Consider the following 24,744-nt stretch of genomic DNA (forward strand, 5'->3'; position numbering starts at 1 on the left):
ACATGGGAATGCAGCGTTTTGGGGTTAGCGCACTGCGAGGGCTTGCGCAGTGGCATCGCTGAAATCGAACACCTTGCCACCCTGCGCCGTGGCGTATTGCTGGGCCTGGCCCTTGAGCAGAAATGCGCTCAGGCGGCCCTTGGCATCGCTGGCGAACCACGCCTGTTCGGCCAACAACTTGATCCCGCTATCACTGGCCTGGGCATACACCGCACGAATATTCCTGCCCTCCTGCTTCAGCGCAGCAAATGCCGACTCCGCCGAGCCATAACGGCGCACCTTGTCTTCACCGCGCACCCAGATTTCCGCGACATGGCTGAAATCGCTAATGGCCTTGCCTGTTGCGGCATCCACGCCCGGCACCGGCGTTTGCGCGTAGTTGGCCAGTTGTGCGGTGTAGTCCAGATTCGACGCCTTGAATGCCGCGCGAATGTATCGATCATCGATAAAGGTATTCAGATCAAGCCCGCGGTCAGCCTTCTTCAGCAACTTCAAGGTAGCGATGGCGGTGCCGACAGCCTGGCGATATTCCGGCTTCCAGCTCAGATCACGGGTCTGTACGCCAAGGGGGCCGTGGAACAGGTAGTTGACCTCGGCATCGACGCCGGTGACTTTGGCGATCAGTTCGCTGTACTTCTCAGGTTGCGCGGCGAGCAGTTGATTGGCTTCGATGCTGGCGCGCAGATAGGCGACGACGATTTCCGGGTACTTTTTCGCATAGGCCTGATCCACCAGCGCGCCGTGGAAAGTCGGCGCATTGGCCTGTGCGCCGTCGTAGATCTTGCGTGCGAAACCACGGCTCGGGAACAGCTCGGCGAATGGCACAAAATCGGCGTGGGCATCGATCTTGCCGGCCTGCAACGCAGACCCGGCGACTTCCGGCGGTTGGGCGATGATGTTGACATCCTTGAGCGGATCCCAGCCCTGCTCTGCCACCGCGCGCAGCAACATGCCGTGAGCGGTGGAGGCGAACGGCACCGAAATGGTCCTGCCCTTGAGTTCGCTCAGACTCTGCACGGTGGAAGCGCTCGGCACGACGATGCCATTGCCACTGCCCTTGATGCTGCCCGACAGCACGCTGATGAACAGGCTGTGCTTGCCGGCGGTTTCGAACGCCACGCCGTTGAACGCACCGGGGAAATCGGCCATGGCGCCGAAGTCGAGTTTGCCGGCGACCATCTCGTTGGTCAGCGGCGCGCCACTGGTAAAGTTCTTCCACTGCACGTCGTACTGCGCATCTTTGTAGGCGCCGTCGTGCGGCAGGTATTTGTCGAGCAAGCCGAGCTCACGGATCAACAGCCCGCCAGCGGCGCAGTTGATGGTGGTGTCCTGGGTGCCGATGGCGATGCGGATGGTTTCGGCCGAAGCCGATAAAGTCAACGAAGCCAGTACCAGACCGGCGAATGCTGCACGCAACATGAGTGTTCCCCCTCGAATCGTTTTTGAAGTTCGTCTCCGCCGCGATCAGGGCGCGGTGGGAAACGAGGGGTTTTCGGTGAATCGAGCGTCCGGGTGTTGCCGGGTAGCTAATGGCTTGCCACAGATCCCCCTGTAGGAGCTGCCGAAGGCTGCGATCTTTTGATTTTGTTTTTTCAAGATCAACAGATCGCAGCCTTCGGCAGCTCCTACAGGGGTTGTGTTCAACGCAAGAGATAAGGGATTTCGACCTTCACCGCCCCCGTCGGGCAATCCTTCTCGCACGGCATGCAGTACCAGCATTCATCGAACGCCATGTAGGCCTTTTGCGTGGCCGGGTTGATCGCCAGCAGGTCCATCGGGCAGACGTCGACGCACACGGTGCAGCCCTTTTCGGCGATGCATTTGTCCTCGTCCACGGTGACCGGGGCGTTGGAGCGGAAGAAGATTTCCTGAGCTTGATAGGCCATGGTTGGAGCTCTCTATAAAAGATGTCTCAAGCGGCGAAAGCGCCAACGCGCAAGCGGTCGTAGGCCAGCATTTCTTCGGCGTCGAGCGGGATGATGTAAGGCTCGACGGCTTTCTTGAAGCTGGTCATGCGGCCATCCTCGCCCTTCTTCAGATGGCAATGGCAGAACCATTCAGCGTCGTTGCGTTGCGGATGATCGACGCGATAGTGGTACAGGCCCCAGCGGCTTTCGGCGCGGAACAGCGAAGCGCGGGCGGCCATTTCGGCGCAGTCGCGGATCACACTGGTTTCCATGGCGCGCATCAGTTCGTGAGCGTTATTGGCCTTCATCTGCTCAAGGTCGCGCTCGATGTCGCTGAAACGCTGCAGGCCGATCTGCATCTTCCTGGTCACTTTCGGCGGTTGCAGGTAGTCATTGACGAAGCGCCGCAGCTTGTACTCGACCTGTGCCGGCGGCAGGCCGTGTTCGCGATCGAGCGGTGCGTAGACCCGGGCCTTTTCTTTTTCGATCTGGTCAGCGTCCAGTGCGGAAAATTCACGGCCGGCGACAAAGTCAGCGGCGTTGTGCCCGGCAAACCAGCCGTAGGTAAACGCGCCGAGCATGTAGTTGTGCGGCACCGCCGCCATGTCACCGGCCGAGTACAGACCTTTGACCGAAGTCTCCGCGCGCTCGTTGACCCACACGCCGGACGCCGAGTGACCGCTGCAAAAGCCGATTTCCGAGATGTGCATCTCGACCATCTGCGTGCGGTAGTCGGTGCCGCGATTGGCATGGAACTGGCCACGGCTCGGGCGCTCATTGCTGTGCAGGATTTCCTCGATGTTCTGGATGGTTTCCTCAGCCAGGTGGTCGAGTTTGAGGAACACCGGGCCGTTGCCGCTCTCCAGTTCCTGGTGAAACTCCCACATCATCTGCCCGCTCCAGTAGTCGCACTCGATGAAGCGTTCGCCCTTGTTGTTGGCGGTGTAGCCGCCCAGTGGGCCGGTGACGTAGGCACAGGCCGGGCCGTTGTAATCCTTGATCAACGGGTTGATCTGGAAGCACTCGAGATTGGCCAGTTCCGCGCCGGCGTGATAGGCCATCGCGTAGCCGTCACCGGCGTTGGTCGGGTTTTCGTAAGTGCCCATCAGGTAGCCCGACGACGGCAGGCCGAGGCGCCCCGCTGCACCGCAGGCGAGGATCACCGCTTTGGCCTTGATCACGTGAAAGTCGGCGGTGCGGCAGTCGAAGCCCATCACACCGTTGACCGCGCCCTCCTCGTCGGTCAGCAAGCGCGTGCAGACCAGCCGATTGGTGATGCTCACCCGCGCACGCTTCAATTGCCGATACAGCACTTTTTTGATGTCGTGCCCTTCCGGCATCGGCAGCACGTAAGCGCCCATGTGATGAACCTTTTTCACCGCGTAATCACCGGTTTCGTCCTTCTCGAACTTCACCCCCCAACGGTCGAGCTGCTCGATGGTTTCGAAACTGTGGGTGGCATAGGCGTAGACGGCGGCCTGGTTGACGATACCGTCATTGGCGATGGTGATTTCCTTGGTGTACTGCTCCGGCGTCGAATGGCCGGGGATGATCGCGTTGTTCAGGCCGTCCATGCCCATGCTGATCGCGCCGCTGCGTTTGACGTTGGCCTTGTCGACCAGCAGCACGCGCAGATCGGGATTTTTTTCCTTGGCTTTGATCGCGGCCATCGGCCCGGCCGTACCGCCACCGATCACGACGATGTCGTATTCCTGCTCAAGCGTGCTGCGCGTCATGCCTGCTCCCCTTTTTGCCGGTCGATCCGCAGGCGGTACTGGAACGCATCGCCACGGTAATAAAGGTGTTCGAAATCCAGCGGCTGGCCTTGAGCGTCATGGGTCAGGCGCTCGATACGCATGATCGGCGAGCCGGCCTCGATGTTCAGTGCCTGAGTCAGATCGCTGTCGGCCAGTACCGCGTCGATGGCAAGGTCAGCATGGCCAAGGGCAATACCGCAGTCGTTTTCGAGGATCAGGAAGATATCGCGGGTGACCAGATCAGCCTTCTCCAGCCGCTCGCCAACGGCTTTGGGCAGGTAGGTGATTTCCAGTGAGATCGGCTCGCGGTTGATCAGGCGCACGCGTTTGATCTGCGCGACGACTTCGCCTTCGGCTACTTGCAAACGTTCGGCGACACGTTTATCGGCGGCGATGAACCTGAAACTGCGCAGGCGGTTGATCACTTCGTAACCGCGTCCGGTCATGGACTCGGCAAGGCCTTGCAGGCTGCTGACGTTCTGGAAGGTTTTCGGTTTGGCGACGAAAGTGCCTTTGCCGTGGATCTTGAAGATCAACCCTTCCTTTTGCAGATCGCCCAGTGCCTGGCGCACGGTGATGCGGCTGACTTTGAACAGCGCACCGAGCTCGCTTTCGGAAGGCATCTGACTGTCTTGCGGGTATTCACCGTCGAGAATCCGCGCACGGAGTACATCGCGCAGTTGGGTGTGCAGCGGAACGCTGCCAAGAGAGAGAACGTTATCGGTCATCACGGGATCACTTGTTATAACGAGTTATGACGTGATCTTAGAGTGGCTATGACAAGGTTGAGAAATATTGTTTGGACATAACCTTAGATGCACCTTGAAAAGCAAAAGATCGCAGCCTTCGGCAGCTCCTACAGTTGAACTGCGATTCCCCTGTAGGAGCTGCCGAAGGCTGCGATATTTTGACTTCAGCGAACAGTGGCGTTTGAATTGAGAAACAGCGAATGCGCATAACCTTTGAGCTGGACACAGTTCCCGAGCCCCCGGCACCTGTGGCGAGGGAGCTTGCTCCCGCTCGGCTGCGCAGCAGTCGTAAAGGCGACTGACTCGGTTTGCCTGAGACAACGTGCTATCGGTATCGGGGGCCGCTCCGCGCCCCAGCGGGAGCAAGCTCCCTCGCCACAGGGTTGTGGTTTACAGGGGAAGATCAGTGGCGTTTGAGGATTTGGTCCATGTCCCAGTCGGCCTTTAGCGCCTGTTCAGCGACTGCCGGGTGCTGTGCATCACCATGAATATGCGCATTCATCCCCAGCACGTGATGCCACTGAATGTACTCTTTTCCACGCAGCAATGCTTGCCGGCGGCGGCGACTCTGAGGCTGTAGGCGTAGTGGCTGTCGGGCGGCGTAGTCAGTCACCGCTTCGAGGCGGCGGCCCATCACCGCCACCAGCGCCGAACCCGGTGCCTTGTAGAAGGCCGGCCCACTCTTGCGTTCTGTCACATCGCCGCAACCGACCATGCCCCAACGTACTACATTCTTTGTCTGTCCTCAGCCGAGGCGCAAGGCGCGCAGGTCAAGGTGACCGTCCTTGAGCGGCGGGCACCAGTAATAACCACCGGTGATCGGCCGGCTGATCCGGTACAGACCATCGGCGATACCGTCTTCCAGTCCGCTCATGCGCCGCAGCTGTGTTTCAAACGCATCCAGCGAAAAACCGAAGGCAAGGAACATCAACCCGGCGCGATCACCTTCAATCCACGGCATCGAACGGCGCACGACAAACGCCTCGGGGGCAAAGCTTTCCTGAGCGGTGCGTTTGACGTGAGCAGAGATCGGAGCGTCGTCGATTTCTTCGTTATCGCTCAAGCGACGGCCCATGATGTCGTCCTTGGCGCCGGCGGATAAGCGATGAAAACCCTTGAGGTCGTGCTGCCACTGCTGGATCGCGGCGAAGCTGCCTCCGACCAGTCCATCAGCGCCGGTGCTCAGCAGCGCGGCGGCGACAGCGGCGTCGTCATGGGGGTTTTCCGTGCCGTCTTCGTAACCGGTGAGGTCGTGGCCCGCCATGTGGCGGAAGGTTTCCTGCATCTGCACCAGATGCAGGGCCGGGGCCAGTGCGGCTTCCAGGGCGTGGCTGCGATTGAGCAATTCACCGCGGTCGACACCGTGCAACCAGACCCATAATGCGTGCTGGGTCGAAGGGTTCTCTACGCCAACGCCGGTCAGGGCCGGGAAGCTGCGCAGGCCGTCGATCTGCACATTGAGCGCCTTGGTCAGGGATTCACCGAAACCGAGCACCGCCGACTTGCCATCCACCAGCATCAGCAGTTTGTCGATCGCTTGCGGCAATGCTTCAACCGAGTCCAGGGCGAAAAACAGGTGACGTGCTTGCGCAGGAACGGGGGTGGCGAGAATGCCCGGCTGGTAGTAACTCATGTGAACTCCTTGAAAAAGTGCGCGGAGTTTACCTGTAGCCGGATGGTTTGTGTGGGTTGCGAAAGCGTCCTTGTTTCAGCGTTTACTGCGTTCGATCAATGCCTTCAAAACCAGCGCATTCGCAGTCGCAGCGCCGCTGGCAGTATTGTCGAAGATGCACCAGATGTCTTTGCCCTCGCCGCTCGCGCTCTGCAGGTTCTGAGCAAGACGTTGCAGATAAGCCTCGTCATAGGCGCTGTGGTAAATCCGCGGAGAACCGTGCAGGCGCCAGTATTGCAGGCCTTGCCAGCCACCCGGCGCAGTGTCGGTGCTGATCCGCGACGGGTCGACCACCGCTTGAGCAATATGCAAGTCCACTAACGTTGCCTCGCCGCCAGTCCACGATTCGTGTCGCGGTTCCAGTACCACGCTACCGCGGAAACGCTCGCGCAGGGCTCGAAAAAACACCTCGGCAACCGGCTCATCGAACGCAAGCTTGGGCGGCAGTTGTACCAGCAGGCATCCCAAGCGGTCGCCCAGACCTTCGCATTGCCCGAGAAAATCATCGAGCGCCGCCGAACTGTCCGCCAGCCGTTGCTCATGGGTGATGAGCTTGGGCACTTTCACTGCGAAGCGAAAGTCTGGCGGAACCGAGTCGGCCCAGCGTTCGTAGGTCTGGCGTCGATGCGGGCGATAGAACGAGCTGTTGATTTCCACGCAGTTGAAGCGCGCAGCGTAGCGTTGCAGATGCGTGCCGTCGGCCGGAAACGCTGGCCAATGCTCGCGGCCCAGGCTCCAGCCGGCGCAACCTGTGTAAATCGTGGGCTCGTTCAATCGCTCACCGTCATTTCTTGCGCGGGATCACGGCGCCGAGCACCTGTTTGGCGGTTTGCACAATCACCCCGACTTCGTCCGGGTCGCCTTTGAGCAGCGTCGTGGCGAATTTCTTCGCCTGCTCCAGCTTGATGTGCGGTGGCAGCGGCGGCACGTTCGGGTCGGTCTTGAACTCGATCAGCACCGGCACTTCCGAGGCCAGGGCTTGCTCCCACGCTGGCGCAACATCCTCTTCGCGATCGACGAAAATGCCCTTGAGGCCAATGGAAATCGCGAACAAGTGATACGGCACGTCGGGGATGCTCTGCGACGCCTCGAACTTCGGATCGCCCTCCATCACCCGCTGCTCCCAGGTGACCTGGTTGAGGTCTTCGTTATTGAACACCGCGCAGATCCATTTCGGGCTCTGCCATTGCCGCCAGTATTTGGCGACGGTGATCAGCTCGGCCATGTTGTTCATTTGCATTGCGCCGTCACCGACCAGCGCAATGACCGGACGCTCCGGGTACGCGAATTTGGCCGCGATCGCATACGGCACCGCAGCGCCCATCGAGGCCAGGCCACCGGACAATGAGCATTTCATGCCACGGCGGATTTTCAGATCGCGGGCGAACCAGTTGGCGCAGGAACCGGAGTCACTGGTGATGATTGCCTGCTCGGGCAAACGGGGCGACAACTCGTAGACCACCCGTTGCGGGTTGACGGGATCGGCTTTGGCCATGGCGCGCTTTTCCAGGGTTCTTTCCCAACTGCTGCGCCAGGATTCGATTTTCTTGCGCCATTTGGTTGAGGTTTTCTGTTCCAGCAGCGGCAGCAATGCAGCGAGGGTTTCTGCTGCATCACCGACCAGATTGACCTCCATCGGATAACGCAGGCTGAGCATGTCCGGCTGCAAATCGATCTGCACGCCGCGCGCCTGGCCTTCCTTGGGCAGAAACTCGGAATACGGAAAGCCCGAACCAATCATCAGCAAGGTGTCGCACTCGCTCATCAGCTTGTAACTGGGCTCGGTGCCGAGCAGGCCGATGCTGCCGGTGACCCACTGCAGATCGTCCGGCAATGCCGCTTTGCCCAACAAGGCTTTGGCCACACCGGCGCCGAGTTTTTCCGCCACGGCGATCACCTGGTCGGTCGCCTCCAGTGCGCCGGCCCCCACCAGAATCGCGACCTTTTCGCCACTGTTCAGCACCTCGGCGGCGCGCTGCAGATCGGCGTCATAGGGCACGACCTTCGGCTTGCTGTAACCGACACCGGAATGCGCGGTGCCATGGGCGCGGGCCGGTTGTTCGTAAGGCAGATCCTGCAGGTCATTGGGCAGGATGAGTGCAGTAACACGGCGCTCGCCGACGGCGGTGCGCACCGCACGATCCAGCAAATGGCGCACTTGCGATGGCGCCGAAGCCTGCTGCACAAAGGCACCGGCGACATCCTTGAACATCGACACCAGATCCAGCTCCTGCTGGTAGTGGCTGCCCAGCGCCGTGCGCGCCTGCTGGCCGACAATCGCCAGCACCGGCATATGGTCCATCCGCGCATCATAGAGACCGGTGATCAAGTGCGAAGCACCGGGGCCGGAGGTGGCGATGCACACGCCCAGCTCACCGGTGAACTTGGCATGGGCCGAGGCCATGAACGCGGCCATTTCTTCATGCCGCGCCTGGACGAATTCGATCTTGCCTTTGGCCCGGCTCATGGCGCCAAACACGCCATTGATGCCATCCCCCGGATAACCAAAAATCCGCGTGACGCCCCATTCGCTGAGCCGTTCAACCAGAAAATCACCTACTGTCATCGTCATTTCGATCCTCGCCTTTTGCCGCTGCATGGACATGTAAGGGTCTGGACAGTGGCGTTAGCGACGAAGTTTCGATGGATTGTGCGGGCAAGGGCTTTGGCGCCGTATTTGCGCCGCAATGAATTTTTTTGAGGCGAACGCCCTGCCCTGCGGTCGACTGATCACTGATTGACGGAGGATGGCTCATGAGCGAAGTACAAACCTTACGGCTCGAACGCAATGACTGGGTGCCGAACAATCCGCGTTTGCCGGTGTTGATCTATCGCAGCGCGCTTGCCATCCAGGGCGACGATCCGGCGGCGCACTTCGAGCAAACGTTCAGCGCCAACGGCTGGCCACCGCAATGGCGCTACGGGATTTATGACTATCACCACTACCACACCGAGGGCCATGAAGTGCTTGGCGTGGCGGCGGGTCAGGCGCGGTTGATGCTCGGCGGGCCTGACGGACATGTGCTGGAGGTGAATGCGGGGGACGTGTTGCTGCTGCCGGCCGGGACCGGCCACTGCAACCTGGGGTCGAGTGATGATTTTCTTGTGGTAGGGGCGTATCCGCCGGGGCAGCAGGCGGATATCTGCCGGAAGGCGCCGAGTGATGAGCAAATGGCGCGGATTGCAGGGCTTGGGTTTCCCGAGAGTGATCCGGTGCAAGGAGCCGGTGGTGCGGTTGGGCGGTATTGGATTTGATGGTTCACCACATAACCCTGTAGGAGTGAGCCTGCTCGCGATAGCGGTGTTTCAGTCAATATCTTATTTGCCTGATATACCGCTATCGCGAGCAGGCTCATTCCTACAGGGGATTTGGGTTGATTGTTAAATCGATGAGGGGCTGGCACCCGCCGGAAATTTTCCCTACGGTGTCCACCTGTTCTCTCCCAGCATCGACGAGGTCCGTTTCATGAGCAAAGCGTCTTACGTTCCGCCCAAGGTCTGGAAACATGAAGCCCCTTCCGGCGGCCACTTCGCCAGCATCAACCGTCCGGTGGCCGGGCCGACCCACGACAAGGCGCTGCCGGTCGGCAAGCACCCGTTGCAGCTGTATTCGCTGGCCACGCCCAACGGCGTCAAAGTCACCGTCATGCTCGAAGAACTGCTCGCGCTTGGCCACAGCGAGGCCGAGTACGACGCCTGGCTGATCCGCATTGGCGAAGGCGATCAGTTCTCCAGCGGCTTTGTCGAGGTCAACCCGAATTCGAAAATCCCAGCATTGCTGGACCGCAGTGTCGAGCCGCCGATTCGTGTATTCGAGTCCGGCTCGATCCTGCTGTATCTGGCGGAAAAGTTCGGCGCCTTGCTGCCCAAGGATCCGGCCGGCCGCACCGAAACCCTTAACTGGCTGTTCTGGCAAATGGGCTCAGCGCCATATCTGGGCGGTGGCTTCGGGCATTTCTACGCTTATGCACCGGAGAAGCTCGAATACCCGATCAACCGATTCACCATGGAAGCCAAGCGCCAACTGGATGTACTGGACCGCCGTCTCGCCGAGAGTGCGTATCTGGCCGGCGACAGCTACACCATCGCCGACATCGCGGTGTGGCCGTGGTACGGGCAACTGGTGCGCAACAACGTGTATTCAGCGGCGGAGTTTCTTGCGGCGCATGAATACACCCATGTGCAGCGCTGGGCGGAAGACATCGCCAAGCGGCCGGCGGTCGTTCGTGGACAACGGGTGAACCGTACGTGGGGCGATGAAGAGACACAGGTGCCGGAGCGGCATGGGGCACAGGATCTGGATTGATTCCAGAATCCGCATAACCCTGTGGGAGCGAGCCTGCTCGCGAAAGCGTCGTGCCAGACAACGCATCTGTTGAATGACACACCGCCTTCGCGAGCAGGCTCGCTCCCACATTGGCTTACCAGAGATACCCAGATGCAATTGTGAAAAAATCATTAACTAACTGACCCGTACGGGTTTCTTCCTCCGGATTCTTCCGACATACTAATGCGAATAATTCTTACATGCACTCGCATTAATATCGTTTGGGTAATCCTGGGGAAGCAGATTGATGTCGTTTCAGACCGTTCACCGCCGTTCGACCCTCTCACCTAATCTCCTGGCACTGGCCATCGGCATGGCCAGCATCGCCCCTGTCCTGGCCGATGAGGCCGCGCCCGCTGCGCCTGGCAACGCGCCAGCGAACGGCACACTGGAACTGCAAGCGACCGAAATTGGCGCCACCCAAATGAGCAGCACCACCGAAGACACGCAGTCCTACACCACCGGCCCGATGCAGACCGCGACCAAACTGTCGCTGACCATGCGCGAAACGCCGCAGGCAGTGACGGTGATCACCCGCCAGCGCATGGACGACCAGAACATGACCAGCGTCAACGACGTGGTGCGCGGCACACCGGGGCTGTTCCTCAGCGAGGCCAGCGGTCCGGGCCGGCAGACTTACAAGGCGCGCGGTTTCGATATCGACAACATCATGTACGACGGCCTGCCCAGCTCGTATTCGCCCTTCACCCTGGCAGTGCAACCGAACCTGGCGATGTTCGACCGCGTGGAAATCGTCCGTGGCGCGACCGGCCTCGTCACCGGTGCCGGCAACCCGTCGGCGGCGATCAACATGGTGCGCAAGCGCCCGACCGCTGACCAGCGCGTCACCCTCACCGGCGCCGCCGGCAGTTGGGATGACTATCGTGGTGAGGTCGATGCGTCCAGCCCGTTGAACGACAGCGGCACCCTGCGTGGCCGGGTGGTGACCTCGTATCAGGGCGCCGACAGTTTTCGCGACAAGGAAGAAAACGATCACGGCCTGTTCTATGCCATCGGTGAAGCGGATCTGAGCGACAGCACCACCGCGACTCTCGGTTTCTCCCGCCAGAACGACCAGACCAACTATTTCTGGGGTGGTTTGCCGATCGGCGAAAACGGCCACCACCTCGACTTGCCCCGCTCCACTTACCCGGGCACCGACTGGGAAAACCGCAAGTTGCAGGTCGACACCGTGTTCGGCGAAGTCGAACACCGTTTCGCCAACGACTGGAAATTGCACCTCGGCGGCTCGACCTCGACCCTCGAAGGTGAATTCTCCGGCACTTACCTGTCGCGTTACGACGGCCCGCTGGAGACCACCGCGTACCAATCTCACCACACCGACAAGCAACGCGCGTTCGACGGTTTTGCCAGTGGCCCGTTCGAAGCGTTCGGTCGCACGCATGAACTGGTCGTCGGCGCCAGCAACCGCGTGTACGACGCCACCACCAAGGAATACTCGCCGTACGACACGGGTCTGCCGATCGGTGCGCCAAAACCTGATTTCGTGCGTAGCGGCAAATCGCGCAACGTCACCACCCAGGACGCGGTTTACCTGACCACGCGCTTGAGCCTGGCCGATCCACTGACGCTGATCCTCGGCAGCCGCCTTGACTGGTACGACTACGACGACCGCACCGCCGATGGCGATTACAAAGTCACGCGCAACCTGACCCGTTACGCCGGCCTGATCTACAAACTCGACGACCATCACTCCGTTTACGCCAGCTACACCGACATCTTCACCCCGCAGACCCAGAAAGACCTCGGCGGCAAAGTACTGGAGCCGATCGTCGGCGAAAACTACGAAGTCGGCATCAAAGGCGAATATTTCGACGGTGCGCTGAACGGCAGCGTGGCGGTGTTCCAGATGGATCAGACCAACCGCGCGACCCAGGCTGCGACCCAGTTGGGCTGCCCGGAGCTGACCTGCTACGAGACCTCCGGCAAAGTCCGCGCCCAGGGCGTGGACATGGAACTGCAAGGTGCATTGACCGAGCAATGGCAAATCGGCGCCGGCTACACCTACACCCGCGCTCACTACATCAAGGACGAAAACCCGGCCAACAACAATCAGAAGTTCGACACCGACATGCCGGAGCATCTGTTCAAGGTCTCCACCGTGTACCGCTTCAAAGGCCCGCTGGAAAAACTGCGTGTGGGCGGCAACGTCTACTGGCAGAGCCGCATGTACAACGACATCGCCCTGGCCGGCGGCAGCAGCTATCGCCTCCAACAGGGCGGCTACGCAGTCACCGACCTGATGGCCGGTTACGAGGTCAACAAGCATCTCGACCTGCAGGTCAACGCCAACAACATCTTCGACCGCAAGTATTACTCGTCCATCGGCACCGACGTGACCTGGGGGTCGACCGACAATTACGGCACGCCGCGCAGCTACATGATGACGGCCAAGTACAAATTCTGAGTCGACAGGCTCAGCGCGCAGCACGAAAGGCGCCGGGAGTTCTTCCGGCGGTCTTTTTCGCAGGTTCATTAGGCATGGCCGGTAATTACCGATAGTCTTTGGCGACACTTTCGCGAAGCGCCGGCCATGCCCCAGACAGACTTTTCATCCGACCTCCAGGCCATCGGCAGCATTGACGCTGTGCCGGTGATTCTGAGCATGGTCAAGCACATGACGGGCATGCGCTTCGCAGCGGTGGCACGGGTCACCGAGAGCAAGTGGATAGCCTGCGCCGTTGATGACTCGATTGACTTCGGGTTGTTGCCCGGTGGAGAGCTGCTGCTCGAATCGACGATCTGTCATGAGATCCGTCAGCATCGCCAGCCGGTGATCTTCGGCCACGCCAGTGGTCACCCGGTGTTCTCCCTTCACCACACGCCGAAGACCTACGGCCTGGAAAGCTACATCTCCATCCCGATCATCAAGGCCAATGGCGACTTTTTCGGCACGCTCTGCGCCATCGATTCGGTCCCGGCGAATCTCGACGACCCAGCCATCGAAAAAACCCTGACCCTGTTCGCCCAGTTGATTGCGATGAGTCTTGATACCCAAGGTCATCTGCACGCCACCAGAACCGCGTTGGCCGATGCCAACGAACTGGGACGCCTGCGCGAACAGTTCATCGCGGTACTGGGCCACGACTTGCGCACGCCGCTCAGTGCCATCCGCATGAGCACCGACCTGCTGGAAAGCAAAACCGAAGACAAACGCTCGCGGACGCTGCTGGCGGCGATCCGCAACAGTTCGGTGCGCATGGGCGTGTTGATTGAAAACATCCTCGACTTTGCCCGGGGCCGGCTCGGCAGTGGCATTCCGGTGCAGCGCAAACTGGTCGATGACTTGCAACAAACCCTGCGCCTGACCCTTGAAGAGATCCAGGTAGCGCATCCGCAGGCGACGTTCGTGCAGGCGCTGGAGGTGCCGGCCGGCGTGTACTGTGATCCGCTGCGCATCAGCCAGTTGTTGTCCAATCTGCTGGGCAATGCAGTGACCCACGGCTCCACGGCCGAACCGATCGTGCTCAAGGCCTATGCCGAAGGCGACGAGATCGTCATTTCTCTGACCAACCAGGGCACGCCGATTCCGCCCGCACTGATGCCGCTGCTGTTCGAACCGTTTTCCCGTTCCGAGGCCGGCCAGCGCAATGAAGGTTTGGGATTGGGCCTGTACATCGCCGGGCAAATCGCCAATGCGCACAACGGCACATTGAGCGTGACCTCGGACAAGGACGCCGGCACCTGCTTTGTGGCCCGCTTCCCTGCCCGTTTCAAGTGGGTCTGAGGTTCGCTCCACTAAGTGTTCAACGGTGTCTGCGGCGTGTCCGGGTTCAGTTGGCGCCGGCGAAACTGCCCCGGCGGCTGGCCATGGATCTGCCGAAACCGTCGCGAGAAATAGGCCTCATCGGCGAAACCGCACAACCGCGCCACCTCGCCCACAGAGCGCGTGCTGTTGAGGAGGAAATTGCGCGCGGCGTGCATGCGTCGCTCCAGCACCAGCTCGGTGAATGTCTTGCCGATCTCCTTGCGCAGCCAGTGCGTCAGGTAGGTCGGTGACAGATAAGTCGCAGCGGCGACCTTGATCAGGTTGAGATCGGGATCGGCGATGTTCTTGCGCAAATATTCAAACATGCGGCTCAAGGCATCGCGGCGGCTGTTCTCGGCGGCATTCTCTTCCGCCAGACGCTTGAGCGGTTCGGCGTAGAGAAAACACACGCTGCCAATCATCTGCAGCAACAAGCCCTTGAGCATTTCCCGCGTACCGAACTGGCGGTTTTCGTCGAGGCTGCGCATCTGCTCGATCAAGCCGCAGACCTGGGCGAAATCCTCATCGCCGAGGATGAAATCCAGATGCTCCTGAAAGCGGAACGGCGAAAGCTCGGGCGCCAGCAGGATCGACACTTCTTCCAGATCCATCGGGTCGCACTGCAAATGCGGCAAGAGGAACGTCTGGGAAAAGTTGATGACAATGAAATTGCTGTCTGCCGGATGCGGAATCACATGCACCCGATGGGGCAGGATGAACGCCAGGGTGTTGCGCGGGAATGGTCGCTGGACGCTGCCGATGTGCTGCACGGTGTCGCCACCGAGGTTGATCTGAATCTGGAAATACTCGTGCCGGTGAGGAGCGGTTTCGGCGCGCCGACCCTTTTTGTCGCGAATGTAGAAATCGGTCAATTCGCTGCGCTGCTGCATGACGTAGGTCGGGATACGGCTGGGTGAAGACATGGGCGGGAGGTCCTCCGGGCAGTGAGGTGGCGGCTGTCATCTTGCAGGGTTGAGGGGTATGCGGCAACGAGTCATACGATGACATTGGATTTTTTGAAAGAAGCACGACGACGCGCCTGTCCAAAAACAACATTGCTATCGAAATCGTGATAATCGTTATTTTTCATGTAGTTATCATTGATTCATTATCTTGGATATCAAGACAGATCGTATTTATCTTTTTGGACAGGTTTGCTCAACCCACTTTTTTGAAGAAAAAACGTTCTAACTCCATTATTGATTTACAAACGTTGTACGACCACTGTGATGACAACGCAGCCCAACCTCTTTCAAAAACAATCAAAGGTGCGCACGTCATGATCCTGCTATTTCCCCTCGCCGCCCCGCCCGATCCTGCCTCGATAACCGCCGCAGACAGCTGTCGCTGACCGTCTGAATCCAGCGGTTCATCGCGCCCGCTTCACGTTCGATTGCCATGCCCCCCACAGTGCGGGCAACGCCATCGGCTGCTCGAAAAATCTCGACTCTTCTAACAATAACGAGGTCTTTGCATGTCCAACTCCCATACCTCCAATGCCAACGTGCCGCCGGTGATTGTCGGCGCGCGCGATGCCGTTTCGGCGCAGCGCCTGCCTACCCGGCGGCGCTGGTTCATGCTGTCGCTGCTGCTGATCGCGACGATCATCAATTACATCGACCGGGTGAATATTTCGATTGCCGCGCCGTTCCTGGCCAAGGATCTGGGCCTGGACAAGATTGAAATGGGCCTGATCTTTTCCGCCTTCGCCTGGACCTACGCCCTGGCGCTGGTGCCGGCCGGATTTATCGCCGACCGTTTCGGTTCGCGCTTCACCTATGGTGTATCGCTGATCAGTTGGTCGACCGTCACCGTTTGCCAGGGCTTCGCCACCGGTTTCGCTTCGCTGTTCGGCCTGCGCTTGGCGGTCGGGGCCATGGAAGCCCCGGCCTTCCCGGCCAACAGTCGCGCGGTCACGGTGTGGTTTCCGGCGCGGGAACGCGGCCTGGCCAGCAGCATTTACGTGTGCGGGCAATATCTGGGCACGGCGCTGTTCACCGGCGCTCTGCTATGGCTGGCGACAACTTTCGACTGGCGCCATGTGTTCTACAGCACCGGCGCACTCGGCATCGTTTTCGGTGTGCTGTGGCTGTACCTGTATCGCGATCCGCTGAACTGCAAGAAAGTCAGCCAGGAAGAATTGAAGTACATCGAAACCGGCGGCGGTCTGGTCAAAAGCAGCCAGGAACGCACGCGCTTCAACTGGCGGCAGATTGCCGAACTGTTCAGCTATCGGCAGGTGTGGGCGATCTGCATCGGCAAATTCGCCAGCACTTCGGCGCTGTACTTCTTCCTGACCTGGTTCCCGACCTATCTGATCGAAGAACGCAAACTGACCATGATCAAGGCCGGTATCTTCGCCGTGCTGCCCTTCGTCGGTGCGACGGTGGGGATTCTGCTGGCCGGCATCGTTTCCGATCTGCTGATCCGTCGTGGTTACTCGATGTCCTTTGCGCGCAAATTGCCGCTGGTGGTCGGTTCGATGCTGGGCATGTCGATCGTGCTGGTGAATTTCACCGATTCCAACCTGATCTGCATCGCCGTGCTGACCGTCGCCTTCTTCGCCCAAGGCATTGCGTCCTCATCGTGGGCAGCGGTGTCGGAGGTGGCGCCAAAAGAGCTGATCGGCCTCACTGGCGGAATCACCAGCCTGGCGGCGAACATCGGCGGCATCGTCACCCCGATCGTGATCGGCGCCATCGTTCACGCCACCGGCACCTTCGCCTATGCGTTCTGGTTTATCGGGGGCGTGGCGCTGATCGGCACCCTCTCCTATTCGTTACTGCTCGGACGCCTGTATCGCATCGAGCTGAAGGTGCGCTGAGCGAAAAAACCCGGATTTGTCCAAACGCAGGCGGCTTTCGTCCAACTTCGCCGACGCCAGCCGCCGTACGCTGCACTTTCAAACAGGATGACCCGCAGGATGAACATGACCGAATACGTCTTTACCCCGGATCTGCCCGTGACCTTGCCGGTGCTCGGCACTGAGCAACGCTTTCCCGTCGGCCGGGTGTTCTGTGTCGGCCGCAATTACCCGTGGCCGGACACCCAGGGCCAGTCTCGCCAGCCGCCAGTGTTCTTCATGAAACCGGCGAGCTGCGTGGTCGATGCCGTCGGCGAGGTGACTTTTCCTCCGGTGACCGAAGATTTTGTCCATGAAATCGAACTGGTCGTGGCCATCGGTGAAGGTGGCGCGAACATTCCTGAAGACCAGGCCCTCGCCTACGTCTGGGGCTACGCCGCCGGACTCGACCTGACTCGCCGCGATGTGCAACGTGTCGCCAAAAGCAGCGGCTTGCCTTGGGAAGGTGCCAAGGTCTTCGACGGCGCTGCGCCGATGACCGCCATCGTGCCGGTGCCTCGCGCCGGGCATCCTGAAGGTGAGTTGTGGTTGAGCGTCAACGGCGAAGAACGCCAGCGCGACAACCTCGACAGCCAGATCTGGTCAGTCAGCGAAATCATCAGCCGCATCTCGCAATCCGTGGCCCTGCGTGCCGGTGACCTGATCATGACCGGCAGCCCCGCCGGCGTCGACGGTCTGCATCCGGGCGATGTGATCAACGCCGGCATCGACGGCATCGGCCAACTGGAAATGCGCGTCGGCCCACGGCCCTGATCCCATCAGCCGTGGTGTTTTGAACACAGGAGAACACTATGACAACCGCTTTGAAAGTCGCGCTGGTCACCGGTGCCGGCAGTGGCATCGGCCGCGCCGTGGCGCTGGGGCTGATGGCCGACGGCTTCACCCTGGTGCTTGCCGGACGCCGGCCCGAGCCGTTACAGGCATTGGTCGAACAGGCCGCGAGCCAGGGTCATCAAGCCTTGGCCGTGCCCACCGACGTGCGCGATCCGGCCAGTGTCGACACGCTGTTCGCGACGATTGCCGAGGTCTACGGGCGCCTCGACGTGGTCTTCAACAACGCCGGGGTCAACGCCCCTGCCGTGCCGCTGGATGAACTGACCTTCGAGCAGTGGCGCAACGTGATCGACACCAACCTCAACGGTGTCTTTCTGTGCGCTCGCGGCGCATTCGGGATGATGCGCAAGCAACAGCCACAGGGCGGGCGGATCATCAACAACGGTTCGATATCCGCGCACACGCCACGCCCGTTCAGCAGCGCCTACACCGCGAGCAAACACGCGGTGTTGGGCCTGACCAAATCCTTGGCACTGGATGGACGCGAATTCAACATCGCCTGCAGCCAGATCGACATCGGCAACGCGTTGACGGAAATGTCGGTACGCATGACCAAAGGCGTACGTCAGGCCAACGGCAGCATCGCCGTCGAGCCGATGGTCGACGTCAAACACGTCGCCGACGCCGTGCGCTACATCGCCGGCCTGCCACTGTCGGCCAACGTCCTGAACATGACCGTCATGGCCAGCGCTATGCCGTTTGCCGGCCGCGGTTGAGCCGGCCTTTTTATTGCGTAACGAGGTAGCCATGAAGCCAGAAATCCTGCAACTGAGCCCGATCCTGATCCCGCAAATCAACACGCGCCTGGACGAACTGTTCACCGTGCGCCGCTACTTCCAGCAGGCTGACAAACCCGCCTATATACAAGAACACGGCGCCAACATTCGCGGCGTCATCACCGGCGGCCACACCGGCATCAGCCAGGCGCTGATGGCGCAACTGCCCAATCTTGAAATCGTCGCGGTGAACGGCGTCGGCACCGATGCCGTCGACCTGGCCTACGCCCGCGACCGTGGCATCCGCGTCACCGCCACCATCGGCGCCCTCACCGAAGACGTCGCCGACCTCGCCATCGGCCTGCTGATCTCAGTGTGTCGCGGCCTGTGCACCAGCGACCGTTACGTGCGCTCCGGCCAATGGCCGCACAGCCCGACACCCTTGGCCCCACTGCCCTTGGCCCGGCAAGTATCCGGCATGCGCATCGGCATCGTCGGCATGGGCCGCGTCGGCCGCGCCGTGGCCGTGCGCGCCGCCGCCTTCGGCTGCTCGATCAGCTACACCGATCTGCAGCCGATGAGCGATGTCCCGCACACCTTCGTCGCCGACCTCAAACAACTGGCCCGCGACAGCGATGCCCTGATCCTCGCCGCCGCGGCCGACAAGGGTGAAGCGATCATCGATGCACAGGTGTTGCAGGCATTGGGCAAGGACGGCTATCTGGTCAATGTGGCGCGGGGCAAACTGGTGAACGAGGTGGATCTGGTTGCTGCGCTTTCTGCTGGAGAGATCGCCGGCGCTGCGCTGGATGTTTTTGTCGACGAGCCGAACGTACCGCAAGCGTTGTTTGCCAACGAACAGGTGGTGCTGCAACCACATCGAGCCAGCGCCACGTTACAGACCCGCACGCGAATGGGAGAAATGGTGGTGGCGAGTTTGCTTGATAGCTTTGCGGGGAAAGTGCCGGTTGGGTGTGTCACGGGGTGAATGGCTTCTGGAGCGCTGTTCACGATTGCGGCATACACCGCCATCGCGAGCAGGCTCGCTCCTACAGTTTTGATCGGTTGCATTCAGTGAGAAACGGGTCGGCTGTCAGGCCGCTATCGCGAGCAGGCTCGCTCCCACAGAAAAGCAAAATCAAGATCAAAAGATCGTCCGAACGCGGCCCGAGCCTTCGGCAGCTCCTACATACGATGAGCGTTAGCTCGAGTGAAGCTTTTGATCTTGGAGCCCGTCGGCAGGCTGAGCGGAGGGATTGATCCGGGCGTGGGAGCGCAGCGACCGTACGACGCAGTCGTACACAGCGAGTGTAGGTGCAGCGAAGCAAACCGGAGCCGCTGCGCCAGGATCGATCCCGCAGCGAAGGAACCCCGAGCCTCAGCGAGCGGGCCGAACGTCAGGGCGCAGCCTTTTTGGGTACTTTTTCGGCGTCTGGAAAAAGTGCCTCGCCGTAAGGGCGAAACCGCCAGCCGCAACACCCACCAAAACGGATATTCACCCAAACCCCAAAGAAGCATGGTCGGCCCAAAGGCCGCCAAGCCGCCAAGCCGCCAAAAAAAACCCCACAAACCGAAACCCGGCGTGGGGCAAGAAATTGGCTGGTTGCGGCCAACCAAAGGAGCTCTGTCAAAAAACCATCCGAGGGCTCAGATCAAATGCAATCCTGAGCCGCCCGCTCAAAAGTCGAAGGCAACAAATTCGATGCCAGCAAATGCCGCTCATAGATGAACACCTTGCCGCCCTTCCCGGCCTTGTAAGCCTCCAGCACGTTATCCGCCGAGACTTTGCTGGGCACCACAATCCGATAACTGCGCTGATTCTGCGAAACCGTCGGATTCAGCGCACTGCCTTGCAACTTCGGCACCACGCACTCGGCATACTGCGCAGGCGTCTTGCTGGTCTGCAACGTCAGGGTCGGATCGTTCGGCGCGGAAGCGCAACCGGCGAGCAACAGAGAAGCAAAAGCCATGGCAGGCACGAATAAAGGACGCATCGCAGTAATCCTGAAAATAAAGGTTCGGTTCAACCGGCAACGGTTCGACTTCATGGCGCCGCCGTTGCCATTTGCGTTTTAAGAATCAGCTCGACGCCACCAGGGCCTTGAGCGACAAATCGAATTGCTTCAGCGCGTCGAGTTGCAGGTCACGCTGCTGATTGATCTGTGCAGCGATTTGCGGCGCCGCCTGGTCATGCACCCAGACCGAAGGCAGCTCTTGCTCGATTGCCCCTTCCGCCTTGCCGATGTATTGCAGATCGGCGTCGTAGAACCGCGCGGAGAAGCGCGCCTCGACCAGACTGTTGCGCTGGGTCAGCAAGCGATTGAAGGTGTCAAGCTTGACCACCACATCCGGATGGGCCTGCACCAGCGCATCGAGATTGTCGTAAACAGTCACCGAGACGAACTGCTGTTGCAGCGAACTCACCAGCCAGTCGAGCGCCAGTTCCGGGTCGGAGCTGCCGACAAAGGCGTCGCGGATTCGCGAGTCAAGCGCGTCTTTCGCGCCGTTCAGCGCCATGTCGTGGTAGCGCTCCAGGTACTGCAGGTTCTGCAGGGTGTTTTCGCTTAACAACACACCCACGGTCTGCGTGTGCTGTAAAGCCGAGGCGCTGGCGGCGATGGGTTGCAGATGACACGACCGGGCGTCGTCTGCGTACGCCGGTGCAGTGGCAACCACCCCGCCCATCAGCAGGGCGATCAATGCCAGTCGAGTCAGAGTCTTCATCGCGCAATTTCCTTGAGCTGCGTCTTCGATGGAGGCGATTTTCCGCCGATCGCCGGCAAAGCAGAACTTGCGTTTCTTGATGGTCACTATTACTTCCAGCAATAGTTGCGTGCCGCACAGAGTGATGCACACTGAACCTACTAAAAAAGATGAGGGTCTCGCCTTGAGAACGTTTGATCTGATCCGTGACGCCGTGCTGCCCGACTTCCGCGAGCGCGTGGCGGACTACCTGATCCAGTACGAAAGCGTCTTGCTGGACAAAACCACCCGCGATCCGCAATTACTCCGCGACACCGCCAATCAACTGCGCGGTTACCTGCGCGGGCTCAACACGACCCGCGTGCTGGGCATGGCTTATTGGGAAGAGCTCGACCGCCGCGTCGTCGATACCTGGCTGACACCGAAAGCGTTGCCGGCCTCGCCGCTCCAGGATGACCCCCGCCATGCCTAGCCACGACACCCCACTGCAAGACCTCGCCGCCCCCGAAGGCGTCTGCTACGGCTGCGGCGGTCGCAATCCGCACGGCCTGCACGTCAAAAGTCGCTGGAACGACGACGGCAGCCAGGTCATCGCCGAACACCTGCCTGACGCTCAATACTGCGGCTGGCCGGATCTGGTCTACGGCGGGCTGATCGCCATGCTCGTCGACTGTCATTCCAACTGGACAGCGATGGCCTGGCACTACCGCGCAGAAAGCCGCGAAGCCGGCAGCCTGCCGCGCATCGACTGCGTGACTGGCAACCTCGGGATCAAGTTCATCAAACCGACGCCGATGGGCGTAGCGCTGGTCTTGCGGGCGTGGGTCGAAGGTGAGGTTGGGCGCAAGACGCGGGTGATTTGCGAGGTGTATGCGGGGGACGTGCTGACGGCCGTGGGTGATTCGGTGTTTGTGCGTGTCGATACGGGGCAGCTGGCCAACGCCGCGCATGGCCGCTGAAGTCAGTTCGACCTGTAGGAGCTGCCAGAGGCCCGAGCCTGCGGCAGCTCCTACTTTGGACCGCCTGCTTTCAATGCGACAAGGTAGTCGCATTCGCCCGCGCCGCATGCAGCTTTTTATAGCTCTCGATCAAGCGCAAATGCCGGTCCAGCCCCTCCAGCTTCATGCTCGTCGGCGTCAGACCGTAGAAACGCACACTGCCGTTGACCGAACCAATCGCCGCGTCCATACGTTCGTCGCCGAACATCCGGCGGAAGTTCGCTTCGTAGTCTTGCAGTTCAAGGTCTTCGTCCAGCTCCATCTCCAGCACCACGTTGACCGCCTGATAAAACAGACCACGCTCGACGGTGTTGTCGTTGTACTGCAGGAACGCTTCGACCAGATCCTTGGCCTCGTCGAACTTCTGCAACGCCAGGTAGATCAGCAAGCGCAGTTCGAGAATGGTCAGCTTGCCCCACGGCGTGTTGTCGTCGAACTCGATGCCGATCAGCGTGGTGATGTCGGTGTAGTCATCGAGCTCGGCGCTTTCCAGGCCTTTGACCAGATTACGCAGGCCGACTTTGCTCAGATTGTGCAGGTTGAGGATGTCGGCGCGAAATTGCAGGGCTTTGTTGGTGTTGTCCCAGATCAGGTCTTCGATCGGGTAGATCTCCGAGTAATCCGGCACGAGGATGCGGCAGGCCTTGGCACCGATGTGCTCGTACACTGCCATGTAGACTTCTTTGCCCATGTCTTCGAGGATGCCGAACAGGGTCGCCGCCTCTTCGGCATTGGAGTTTTCACCGTGGCCTGAGAAGTCCCACTCGACGAATTCGAAGTCCGCTTTGGCACTGAAGAAGCGCCACGACACCACACCGCTGGAGTCGATGAAGTGTTCGACGAAGTTGTTCGGTTCGGTCACTGCCTGACCCGAGAAAGTCGGTTGCGGCAAGTCGTTCAAGCCTTCGAAGCTGCGGCCCTGCAACAGCTCGGTCAGGCTGCGCTCCAGCGCGACTTCCAGGCTCGGGTGCGCGCCGAACGAGGCGAAGACGCCGCCGGTGCGCGGGTTCATCAGGGTGACGCACATCACCGGGAATTCACCGCCCAGCGAAGCGTCCTTGACCAGCACCGGGAAGCCCTGCTCTTCCAGGCCTTTGATCCCGGCGAGGATGCTCGGGTATTTTTCCAGCACTGCCTGCGGCACGTCCGGCAAGGCCATTTCGCCTTCGAGGATTTCGCGCTTGACCGCGCGCTCGAAGATTTCCGACAGGCACTGCACCTGCGCTTCGGCCAACGTATTGCCCGCGCTCATGCCATTGCTCAGGTAAAGGTTTTCGATCAGGTTGGACGGGAAATACACCACTTCGTTGTCCGACTGACGCACGAACGGCAGCGAGCAAATGCCCCGCTGGGTGTTGCCGGAGTTGGTGTCGAACAGGTGCGAGCCGCGCAGTTCGCCGTCGCGGTTATAAATGCCGAGGGTGTACTCGTCGAGGATCTCGCTCGGCAACTCATCCTTCGGTCCCGGTTTGAACCATTTCTCGTCCGGGTAATGCACGAACTCGGCGTTGGCGATCTCTTCGCCCCAGAACTGATCGTTGTAGAAGAAATTGCAATTCAAGCGTTCGATGAACTCGCCCAGCGCCGAGGCCAGTGCGCCTTCTTTGGTGGCGCCCTTGCCATTGGTGAAGCACATCGGCGAATGCGCATCGCGGATATGCAGCGACCAGACGTTCGGCACGATGTTGCGCCACGAGGCGATTTCGATCTTCATTCCGAGGTCGGCGAGGATGCCCGACATATTGGCGATGGTCTGCTCCAGCGGCAGATCCTTGCCAGCGATATAGGTGCCCGCCTCCGTGCCCGCATGCGGCATCAGTAATGCCTGGGCATCGGCGTCGAGGTTGTCGACTTCTTCGATGATGAACTCGGGGCCGGTCTGCACCACCTTCTTCACCGTGCAGCGGTCGATCGAACGGAGGATGCCCTGGCGATCCTTGTCGGAAATGTCGGCGGGCAACTCGACCTGAATCTTGAAAATCTGGTTGTAGCGGTTTTCCGGATCGACGATGTTGTTTTGCGACAGGCGAATGTTTTCCGTGGCAATGTTACGCGTGTCGCAGTACAGCTTGACGAAGTAAGCCGCGCACAAGGCCGACGACGCCAGGAAGTAGTCGAACGGCCCCGGTGCCGAGCCATCGCCCTTGTAGCGGATGGGCTGATCGGCGATCACCGTGAAGTCGTCGAACTTGGCTTCAAGTCGAAGGTTGTCGAGAAAGTTGACCTTGATTTCCATGCGGGATTACCAGAATACGGCTAAACGAATGGCGGCCATTATCCGGTTTTTGCGCGGGAAGTCTCGCCCTTTCGGGATTCGCCGCCGGCCGGCCGTGCAGGAAATTCCGGCAGATTCGCTACACTTTGAACAAATCTTCGCGATGCCATAAGAACAATCTGAACATTGTGCCCGCGCCATTGTTCTAGATTCAGTACACACCGGATCAAGGAC

Annotated in this window: 21 protein-coding genes and 1 pseudogene; 10 read left to right on the forward strand and 12 right to left on the reverse strand. The window is 60.2% G+C overall.

The annotated features are described in order from the left end of the window. Positions 1–24: 24 nt before the first annotated feature. The 8 genes and pseudogenes from VNV36_RS12625 to VNV36_RS12660 form a co-directional block, all read right to left on the reverse strand. Positions 25–1,419 carry an ABC transporter substrate-binding protein gene (locus VNV36_RS12625; protein WP_325718045.1) on the reverse strand — a complete coding sequence of 465 codons (1,395 nt, stop codon included), beginning with the start codon at positions 1,417–1,419 and terminating at the stop codon, positions 25–27. Positions 1,420–1,640: 221 nt separating this feature from the next. Then, positions 1,641–1,886 carry a 4Fe-4S dicluster domain-containing protein gene (locus tag VNV36_RS12630; RefSeq protein ID WP_007959413.1) on the reverse strand — a complete coding sequence of 82 codons (246 nt, stop codon included), beginning with the start codon at positions 1,884–1,886 and terminating at the stop codon, positions 1,641–1,643. A gap of 26 nt (positions 1,887–1,912) precedes the next feature. Continuing rightward, on the reverse strand, positions 1,913–3,643 hold the full coding sequence (locus VNV36_RS12635; protein WP_325718046.1) for a fumarate reductase/succinate dehydrogenase flavoprotein subunit: 1,731 nt from the start codon (positions 3,641–3,643) through the stop codon (positions 1,913–1,915). Then, positions 3,640–4,392 (reverse strand): GntR family transcriptional regulator, encoded by a 753-nt coding sequence (locus VNV36_RS12640; protein WP_325718047.1) that lies wholly within the window; start codon positions 4,390–4,392, stop codon positions 3,640–3,642. The genes VNV36_RS12635 and VNV36_RS12640 overlap by 4 nt, the downstream gene beginning before the upstream one ends. Positions 4,393–4,944: 552 nt before the next feature. Continuing rightward, positions 4,945–5,128 (reverse strand): annotated as a pseudogene (locus tag VNV36_RS12645) (gfo/Idh/MocA family oxidoreductase); the annotation flags it as partial. Positions 5,129–5,158: 30 nt separating this feature from the next. Then, a complete protein-coding gene (locus tag VNV36_RS12650) occupies positions 5,159–6,046 on the reverse strand; it encodes a Dyp-type peroxidase (RefSeq protein ID WP_325718048.1) in 888 nt (295 codons plus the stop codon). 75 nt (positions 6,047–6,121) lie between these two features. Further along, complete coding sequence (locus VNV36_RS12655) at positions 6,122–6,859, reverse strand: DUF72 domain-containing protein (RefSeq protein ID WP_325718049.1); 738 nt, start codon at positions 6,857–6,859, stop codon at positions 6,122–6,124. Positions 6,860–6,869: 10 nt separating this feature from the next. Then, positions 6,870–8,657, reverse strand: coding sequence for a thiamine pyrophosphate-requiring protein (locus tag VNV36_RS12660; protein ID WP_325718050.1), 1,788 nt, complete (start codon positions 8,655–8,657; stop codon positions 6,870–6,872). 182 nt (positions 8,658–8,839) lie between these two features. Here VNV36_RS12660 and VNV36_RS12665 point away from each other — a divergent pair, with 182 nt between their 5' ends. From VNV36_RS12665 to VNV36_RS12685, 4 genes are all read left to right on the forward strand, one after another. Continuing rightward, positions 8,840–9,340, forward strand: coding sequence for a cupin (locus VNV36_RS12665; protein WP_325718051.1), 501 nt, complete (start codon positions 8,840–8,842; stop codon positions 9,338–9,340). 211 nt (positions 9,341–9,551) lie between these two features. Continuing rightward, positions 9,552–10,391: a glutathione-dependent disulfide-bond oxidoreductase gene (gene yghU / locus VNV36_RS12670; RefSeq protein ID WP_325718052.1), complete on the forward strand. Its 840-nt coding sequence runs from the start codon at positions 9,552–9,554 to the stop codon at positions 10,389–10,391. Positions 10,392–10,659: 268 nt separating this feature from the next. Beyond that, positions 10,660–12,840: a TonB-dependent siderophore receptor gene (locus VNV36_RS12680; RefSeq protein WP_325718053.1), complete on the forward strand. Its 2,181-nt coding sequence runs from the start codon at positions 10,660–10,662 to the stop codon at positions 12,838–12,840. A 126-nt stretch (positions 12,841–12,966) separates the two neighbouring features. Further along, complete coding sequence (locus VNV36_RS12685) at positions 12,967–14,160, forward strand: GAF domain-containing sensor histidine kinase (protein ID WP_325718054.1); 1,194 nt, start codon at positions 12,967–12,969, stop codon at positions 14,158–14,160. Between the two features lie 11 nt (positions 14,161–14,171). On the opposite strand, the gene VNV36_RS12690 is transcribed toward VNV36_RS12685, so the two are convergent. After that, on the reverse strand, positions 14,172–15,104 hold the full coding sequence (locus tag VNV36_RS12690) for a helix-turn-helix transcriptional regulator (RefSeq protein WP_041478660.1): 933 nt from the start codon (positions 15,102–15,104) through the stop codon (positions 14,172–14,174). Between the two features lie 551 nt (positions 15,105–15,655). On the opposite strand from VNV36_RS12690, the gene VNV36_RS12695 reads away from it, so the two are divergent. The 4 genes from VNV36_RS12695 (at position 15,656) to VNV36_RS12710 (ending at position 19,582) form a co-directional block, all read left to right on the forward strand. Further along, positions 15,656–17,005, forward strand: coding sequence for an MFS transporter (locus VNV36_RS12695; protein WP_325718055.1), 1,350 nt, complete (start codon positions 15,656–15,658; stop codon positions 17,003–17,005). Between the two features lie 99 nt (positions 17,006–17,104). Further along, a complete protein-coding gene (locus tag VNV36_RS12700) occupies positions 17,105–17,797 on the forward strand; it encodes a fumarylacetoacetate hydrolase family protein (protein WP_325718056.1) in 693 nt (230 codons plus the stop codon). A 38-nt stretch (positions 17,798–17,835) separates the two neighbouring features. Beyond that, positions 17,836–18,594 carry an SDR family oxidoreductase gene (locus tag VNV36_RS12705; RefSeq protein ID WP_325718057.1) on the forward strand — a complete coding sequence of 253 codons (759 nt, stop codon included), beginning with the start codon at positions 17,836–17,838 and terminating at the stop codon, positions 18,592–18,594. Positions 18,595–18,625: 31 nt separating this feature from the next. Further along, positions 18,626–19,582 carry a 2-hydroxyacid dehydrogenase gene (locus tag VNV36_RS12710; RefSeq protein ID WP_325718058.1) on the forward strand — a complete coding sequence of 319 codons (957 nt, stop codon included), beginning with the start codon at positions 18,626–18,628 and terminating at the stop codon, positions 19,580–19,582. 664 nt (positions 19,583–20,246) lie between these two features. Here VNV36_RS12710 and VNV36_RS12715 read toward each other — a convergent pair. Together VNV36_RS12715 and VNV36_RS12720 are read right to left on the reverse strand one after the other, a co-directional pair. Beyond that, a complete protein-coding gene (locus tag VNV36_RS12715) occupies positions 20,247–20,588 on the reverse strand; it encodes a YajG family lipoprotein (protein ID WP_325718059.1) in 342 nt (113 codons plus the stop codon). Between the two features lie 85 nt (positions 20,589–20,673). Further along, entirely contained in the window at positions 20,674–21,318 is a 645-nt protein-coding gene (locus VNV36_RS12720; protein WP_325718060.1) for an ATPase, read from the reverse strand. Between the two features lie 163 nt (positions 21,319–21,481). Between VNV36_RS12720 and VNV36_RS12725 the strand changes: the two genes are divergently transcribed. Further along, positions 21,482–21,769, forward strand: a complete 288-nt coding sequence (locus VNV36_RS12725) for a hypothetical protein (protein WP_325718061.1) — start codon at positions 21,482–21,484, stop codon at positions 21,767–21,769. Continuing rightward, on the forward strand, positions 21,762–22,256 hold the full coding sequence (locus tag VNV36_RS12730; protein WP_325718062.1) for a PaaI family thioesterase: 495 nt from the start codon (positions 21,762–21,764) through the stop codon (positions 22,254–22,256). Before VNV36_RS12725 ends, VNV36_RS12730 begins: the two co-directional genes overlap by 8 nt. Positions 22,257–22,326: 70 nt before the next feature. On the opposite strand, the gene VNV36_RS12735 is transcribed toward VNV36_RS12730, so the two are convergent. Continuing rightward, positions 22,327–24,531 (reverse strand): OsmC domain/YcaO domain-containing protein, encoded by a 2,205-nt coding sequence (locus VNV36_RS12735; RefSeq protein ID WP_325718063.1) that lies wholly within the window; start codon positions 24,529–24,531, stop codon positions 22,327–22,329. Positions 24,532–24,744 lie beyond the last annotated feature (213 nt).

This window comes from Pseudomonas sp. (assembly GCF_035554175.1).
Taxonomy (GTDB): domain Bacteria; phylum Pseudomonadota; class Gammaproteobacteria; order Pseudomonadales; family Pseudomonadaceae; genus Aquipseudomonas.